Raw genomic sequence first — 6256 nt, 5'->3', positions numbered from 1 at the left:
ACGCTGGCTATAACGGCCGGTATCAGTGTGGTGCGCCATGCCCGCAGCGATATCGCAGAAGCCAGGGCCAGCGAAGCGCAACCGGCGGCAACACCGTCAAGCAGCCGCTAGAAAGCAAGTGAGATCATCACCGGGATAAACGCCAGGGCAAACAGCGTGGTAAGCAATACGGTACCCGCTGCCTGCCTTGGCGAGGTATCCAGCAGGGTCGCAATGACCACAGTATTCGCGGCAATCGGCGTGATCGAAATCAGGAACATGGCCTTGTGTACGGCCGGCTCATAGATGCCCAGCACGGTTGAATCCAGCCACCAGAACACAATGGCCACCAGTGGCCAGACCACGAACTTCCCGAAAAACGCCAGGGCCGTGAAACGGACATTGCCCGCCAGGCCGCGAAAGCTGGTGATGCTCATGCCAATGATCATCATGCCCAGAATGCTGTAGGCGCCGCGCAGGTTATCGAACAGCGGCACAAAGATATCCGGAATTCCGATGCCCGCCAGGTTAAGGACGACGGCCGCCAGGAAGGCGTATACCGACGGGAGCTTCAGCACCCGCCAGAGCGAATCCTTGATGCTGTAACGCCCTCTCGCCGCCAGATAGAAGCCCACGGAGTTCTCGAACAGCGTGGTGCCCAGCATGCACACGATGTAGAGCCCCAGCCCCTCCTCACCGAACAGCAACAACGCAACCGGCACACCGAAGTACCCCGTGTTACCGGAACCCACACACAGGGGAATGATGTTGGCACTGCCGTCGGAGAGCACCCGCTTTGCCAGCTTTAATTGCGCAATTCCCAGCACAGAAGAAATCCCGAATACCAGAAACGGCAACAAGATAACTTCGGGAGAAAGCGGCGCTACCATCACCCCGGAAAACACCACTGAGGGCGTCACGATATAGAGCATGATGCCGGCGATATGACGACCACTGGCCTCAAGATAACGACCGGCGACCCAGCCCAGGGCGACCGTTACGTAGAGCGGAATAAGCTTGAAGAAAAGGGCAAAGGCTGCGGCCATCGGGACTCCGTGAGGAAAGGGGAAACTTCCAGCAACAGGAGGCGGAGTCTATCACTGAACGTTCGTCAGATCGCGATATCGACTCAGTGAAAAAGGCTTAATGATTTAAGTCATTTCAAAAGATGTTTCTCTGATACCACAATTCACCTGACACTCATAACAGGGTCAACGCCATGAACAGCATCTTCAGGCCAGACGTTTCCTCCGCCCCGTGCATGTTGGGAGAAAACAACCCGGATATTATCCAGCAGGATGCCGCACCTGAGTCAGCTGCCCTGCTGAATGGCCTCAGCCGGGTTTTCGGAATTCGCCTGGCAGGGCACGAGAATGATCCCGACGCACGGTTTCTGGCAGACCTCGCCCGCCTGTTTCACCTTTGCAGGGTTGACCCCGAAACCGCTCTGGAGAAGCACGACACACCCTGGGCAAACGTTTATCTGGTTCAGTACGGCATCCTTCGGCTGTTCCGGGAAGCACCCAGCGGCAAGGTGTCCGTCCACCACTTCTTTTCCGAAGGCGATATGGTCTGGCCGGTTTTTGGCCGTAGCCGAACCGTACGAAACACCCTTTGCCTGACCTCAGTAACGCCGGTAACGGCCTGGGTGGCTGACTTCGCGGCGTTCCGGTCCGCTATCCAGTCTCACGGTGAAGGGCTCTGGCCCCGGTTCGCCCTTGCCCTGACGGAAGAAATTGCCGAGCTGGCCAGTATGAGAGAATTCCGCAAGCACACCATGCCGGCAAGAGAACGCTACAAGTTGTTGCTGGAAGAATACCCAGAACTGGTTAAACGGGTGCCAGATAATCAACTGGCATCATGGCTCGGTGTTGTGCCGGCGACTTTCTCCCGCCTGAAAACCGCAACTGCGAAGAGCCGGCCCTGAAGCCAACCGGATACCGCATAAAAAAGGGCAGCAAGCTCTCGCCTGCTGCCCTGAAAAACGCTCAACGCTTTGCTAAAACTTCAGAATCAGCCGTGCAGTTTTACTGCCAGCTCGGCAACGTGCTTACCCTGGAAGCGGGCAATCGCCAGCTCTTTCTCGCTGGGCTGCCGTGAGCCGTCCCCGCCTGCGATAGTTGACGCTCCGTAGGGAGTCCCGCCATTCACTTCCGAGATATCGAAGAATTCCGGGATGCCGTAACCCAGGGGCACAATGACCATGCCGTGGTGGGCCAGTGTGGTCCAGAATGAGCTGATGGTATGCTCCTGCCCGCCACCGGTGCCTGTGGAGGTAAACACACTGGCCACCTTGCCGTGAAGCTTGCCTTCGGCCCACAAACCGCCTGTCTGATCCAGGAAGGTCCGCATCTGCCCGGCCATGTTGCCGAACCGGGTGGGCGTACCGAAAATGATCGCGTCGTATTCTGCCAGCTCTTTCGGATCGGCTACCGGGGCTTCCTGGTCCGCCTTTCCGCCAGCGCCCAGAAATGCCTGGTCGGCCATGGTTTCCGGCACACGCTTGACTGTAACGTCTGCACCATCGACACCTTTTGCACCTTCGGCAATGGTGTTTGCCATTGTCTCAATATGGCCATACATGGAGTAATAGAGCACAAGCACTTTTGCCATCGGGAGAACCTCCTCTGTCTTTGATCGGATATACGCATGCTAACCAGCGGCAGACTCGAGAGAAATCGGAAGTTTTCCGACAGGTCGTTCAGTTTTTCTGAACAGGGTCACAGGATGTTCACGATCAGGCATTGCGTACAGGTGTACGCTGAAGTATTTTAGGGCCATGGCTAATTCGGAAGACCGCTCTGTGACAGCAACTCCATCCCCCGCAAATAATAACCATCACCGCATTGAAGAGTGGCTGAACAGCGCCACCCATGGTCTGGGCGCAATATTGAGCGTTATTGGCACGGCCGCGTTGATCGTGGGCGCCAGTCAATTCGGGGATGCCTGGAAGATTGTCAGTTTCAGTATTTTCGGCGCGTCCCTGATTCTTCTTTATCTGGCCTCAGCCCTGTATCACGGTGCCCGGCGGCCAGAACTGAAAAGGGCGTTCAAAACCCTTGATCATTGCGCCATTTTTCTGCTGATCGCCGGCACCTACACGCCCTTTCTGCTTGTAAACATGCGCGGCACGGTGGGCTGGACACTGTTTGCGGTGATCTGGTCACTGGCGATCACCGGCGTGGTGCTGAAGGTTATTTTCAAAAACCGCTTCAAGCTCGCGAGGGTTGGCATCTATGTGGCCATGGGCTGGCTGATCACGTTCGCCTCATCCGATCTGGTGGCCAACCTGAGTGAAACAGCCCTGAACCTGACGATTGCCGGCGGCATTTTGTACACCGCCGGTGTCGCCTTCTATCTGGCCGACCGCATACCTTATATGCATGCGATCTGGCACCTGTTCGTAATCGGCGGCAGCGCCTGCCACTTCAGTGCCATCTATTTTGGCGTCCTCCCCCACACGGCCTGATCAGAACGCCCAAACCATTGCCATCAGCACGCCCCATGCCAGCAAAGACGCCGACATAACGGTGTAGGTGGCCGACATGACCACCACATCATTATCGCTTCGCTCGCAGAATGAGCGAACGCCCTGGTAGACCAGCGCACAGGACAGGAACAAGGCGGCAAACACCGCCACAACGCTGACTGCCAGCACCGGCACCAGCAGCGCCAGTGATGACAGCCAGAGCGGTAGCGGCGCAATTGCGGCCAGCAAATAGGCATCCTGATAACTGATTTTCAATTGATGACTATCCATAACGGCGTGGATCAGCCAGCCCATCACGAAGAACGTGAGTAACTCTGCCAGGAAAAGGATAGTGGTGATAAACCGCCACTCCTTGTCTCCGAATCCCTGCATGAAGGCGTCGCCGTACTGCGTTCCGGCATAGTAGAGCAGCACCGGCGGCAGAAACGACATCGGCACTACCACCACCCAGGCCAGGAACGGAATGGACAGGTCAAGGCGCCGCAGCTCTGACCAGGCGCCATTGCCGGAAAATGGTAGACGGGCAAGTTGTGTAATATTCATGATGCACCTTTAAAATGTTTCCCGCGTTATTTTTACTGATAGTTTCGGTGCGCCGAACGGTCAAGGACACGAGATGACTTCGGACAACTCAGGCATGCCAAGAAAGAACATTCATGCGTTCTGGCTATTCTTCCCTGCCGCATCACTATTCGCCGCATTAACGGTTCCCCTGTCGATATACAGCGTGCTGTCCGGGACAGGCTGGCCACCCGGTTTGCTCGGTGCGGGACACGGCCATGAGTTGATATTCGGCTTCGCCCTGGCCCTCATCGCCGGCTACACCCTCGGCCCCCAACCTGGCCGGGTACTCACTCTGCTCTTTGTGCTTTGGATACTCGCGAGGGTCAGCTGGGTTCTGGCGCCGGAAAGTATTGCCGCCCAACTGTTAAGCCCGGCCTTCGCCCTCATGCTGGCGCGCTACGCGGTCCCGAGATTTCAGGCGGCCAAAAAATGGCGCAACCGGATTGCCGGCCCGCTGATTCTGCTTCTTTGCCTGTTGTCGGTCGTTTTCTGGCTTGCCAGCAACACACTGGCCGCAAGCGCACCGGCAATACTGGATAGCCGCCAGGTACTGACAACCGCCATTGTCGGTTTGCTGCTTCTGATGACGTTTATCGGCGGGCGAGTCATTGCGCCGGCTGTGGCCGGCACGCTTGAGAAACGGGGCATCCCCCTTGAGGCCCGGGTTCAGCCACATGTTGAGGGAACCCTTCTGGCCATCTTGCTGCTGGCACTGCTGCTCAGCTTTCTGCCAGTCGCGGCCCCGGCCGTGGGTCTGTTATTGCTGGTTGCGGGTTTTCTGATTGTGGTTCGCGCTGCTCGCTGGAAGCTCTGGCACTGCCGAAACCGGCCAGACCTTCTGGTACTGGCACTTGGCTACTTATGGCTGGCTGCAGGCGCTGGCGCAAGCGGGTTAAGCCTTCTGAAAGAAAACGATCCCGTCGCCTCCATGCACCTGATAACAATCGGAGCCCTCGGCACGCTTTCCACCAGTGTCATGCTGCGGCTTGCCTGGCAGCGAGCCAGACGAATGACACCACCCATCTGGCAGGTTGTTGGCATCGCCTCGGGCATGGCCATTGCGGCAGTCGCCCGACTCTACGCGGGCAACGCGCCTTTTCTTGAACCGGTTGCACTCTGGTTGGCATCGGCGAGCTGGTCCTGCATCTACGGTTTTGTGGCGCTGCAGACGATTTTACTGTTCCGGGATAGCCAGAACCGCCGGAAATGATTGGCTACCTCCACTGCGCCAGCATCCATAACGCCTACCCACTTCGGGATATCACTATCGCACCCATTTGATTTTAATAGATTTTATCGATCTGAAGCGCGCCTGGATTTTCATCAAAAAACTCACCTTCTGACACGTCATTTTGTCCTTGAGAAATATCAAGCATGACTCCCCGCCTCGCTTTGCACAATGGTGTCGAGAAGCCCGAGCGCCACCAGAAACGGGGCCAAGGGCACGTTAACCGAGGGAGTCAAAATCATGGCCAAAACCAACGCAGACATCGAACACTGGGATGTCGAGAGCGAAGAATTCTGGGAGCGGGAGGGCAAGCGCATTGCTTCCCGCAACCTGTGGATTTCCATCCCCAGCCTGCTGATGGGCTTTGCCGTCTGGCTGATGTGGGGGATGATCACCACCCAGATGAAGAACCTGGGTTTTCCTTTCAGCATTGAGCAACTGTTTACACTGTCTGCGATTGCAGGCCTGTCTGGCGCCACCCTGCGGATCCCCGCCTCGTTCATGATCAAGATCGCCGGCGGACGAAACACGGTGTTCCTGACCACTGCCCTCCTGATGATTCCTGCTGCCGGTACCGGCATCGCCCTGATGAACCCGGATACACCGTTTATCGTGTTCCAGGCCCTGGCACTGCTATCCGGTATCGGCGGCGGTAACTTCGCCTGCTCCATGAGCAACATCAGTACCTTCTACCCGAAAAGCAAGCAGGGCTATGGCCTCGGCATGAACGCCGGTCTCGGTAACTTCGGCGTCACCACCATGCAGGTGGTCATCCCACTGGTCATGACCGTGGGTATCTTCGGCGCCCTGGCCGGTGACCCTATGCAGCTGCAGAGCCCCAGCGGCACGCTGATTGGCCGCATTGAGGCGGGTACCGATACCTGGATCCAGAACGCCGGGTTTATCTGGCTGGTGTTTCTGATTCCGCTGGCGTTTGCCGGCTGGTTTGGCATGAACAACCTGAAAGTGGTTACCCCGAATCCGGGCAACCCGCT

At 57.2% G+C, this 6256-nt stretch carries 7 protein-coding genes and 1 pseudogene; 5 read left to right on the top strand and 3 right to left on the bottom strand.

The genetic code is table 11. The features are described 5' to 3' along the window. Positions 1-111: pseudogene (locus tag B2W52_RS22235) on the top strand (cation transporter); the annotation flags it as partial. On the opposite strand, the gene B2W52_RS05815 reads toward B2W52_RS22235, so the two are convergent. Then, positions 108-1025: an AEC family transporter gene (locus B2W52_RS05815; protein WP_008175455.1), complete on the bottom strand. Its 918-nt coding sequence runs from the start codon at positions 1023-1025 to the stop codon at positions 108-110. The pseudogene B2W52_RS22235 and the gene B2W52_RS05815 sit on opposite strands and share 4 nt — an antisense overlap. Positions 1026-1198: 173 nt before the next feature. Here B2W52_RS05815 and B2W52_RS05810 point away from each other — a divergent pair, with 173 nt between their 5' ends. After that, on the top strand, positions 1199-1906 hold the full coding sequence (locus B2W52_RS05810; protein WP_273069444.1) for a Crp/Fnr family transcriptional regulator: 708 nt from the start codon (positions 1199-1201) through the stop codon (positions 1904-1906). A gap of 86 nt (positions 1907-1992) precedes the next feature. Here the strand turns inward: B2W52_RS05810 and wrbA are convergent, their stop codons facing one another. After that, positions 1993-2592, bottom strand: coding sequence for an NAD(P)H:quinone oxidoreductase (gene wrbA, locus B2W52_RS05805; protein WP_008175459.1), 600 nt, complete (start codon positions 2590-2592; stop codon positions 1993-1995). Positions 2593-2758: 166 nt separating this feature from the next. On the opposite strand from wrbA, the gene trhA reads away from it, so the two are divergent. Then, positions 2759-3448, top strand: a complete 690-nt coding sequence (gene trhA / locus B2W52_RS05800) for a PAQR family membrane homeostasis protein TrhA (RefSeq protein ID WP_008175461.1) — start codon at positions 2759-2761, stop codon at positions 3446-3448. Here the strand turns inward: trhA and B2W52_RS05795 are convergent, their stop codons facing one another. Further along, positions 3449-4012, bottom strand: a complete 564-nt coding sequence (locus B2W52_RS05795; protein WP_008175464.1) for a Yip1 family protein — start codon at positions 4010-4012, stop codon at positions 3449-3451. It abuts the gene before it with no gap. 94 nt (positions 4013-4106) lie between these two features. On the opposite strand from B2W52_RS05795, the gene B2W52_RS05790 reads away from it, so the two are divergent. Further along, on the top strand, positions 4107-5243 hold the full coding sequence (locus B2W52_RS05790) for an NnrS family protein (RefSeq protein ID WP_039882112.1): 1137 nt from the start codon (positions 4107-4109) through the stop codon (positions 5241-5243). A 258-nt stretch (positions 5244-5501) separates the two neighbouring features. Continuing rightward, on the top strand, positions 5502-6256 hold a 755-nt coding region (locus B2W52_RS05785; RefSeq protein ID WP_476738516.1), incomplete at its 3' end, for an MFS transporter.

The organism is Marinobacter sp. UBA2498 (assembly GCF_002341575.1).
Taxonomy (GTDB): Bacteria; Pseudomonadota; Gammaproteobacteria; order Pseudomonadales; family Oleiphilaceae; genus Marinobacter; species Marinobacter manganoxydans.
This window is presented reverse-complemented; position numbering and strand designations above follow the sequence as displayed.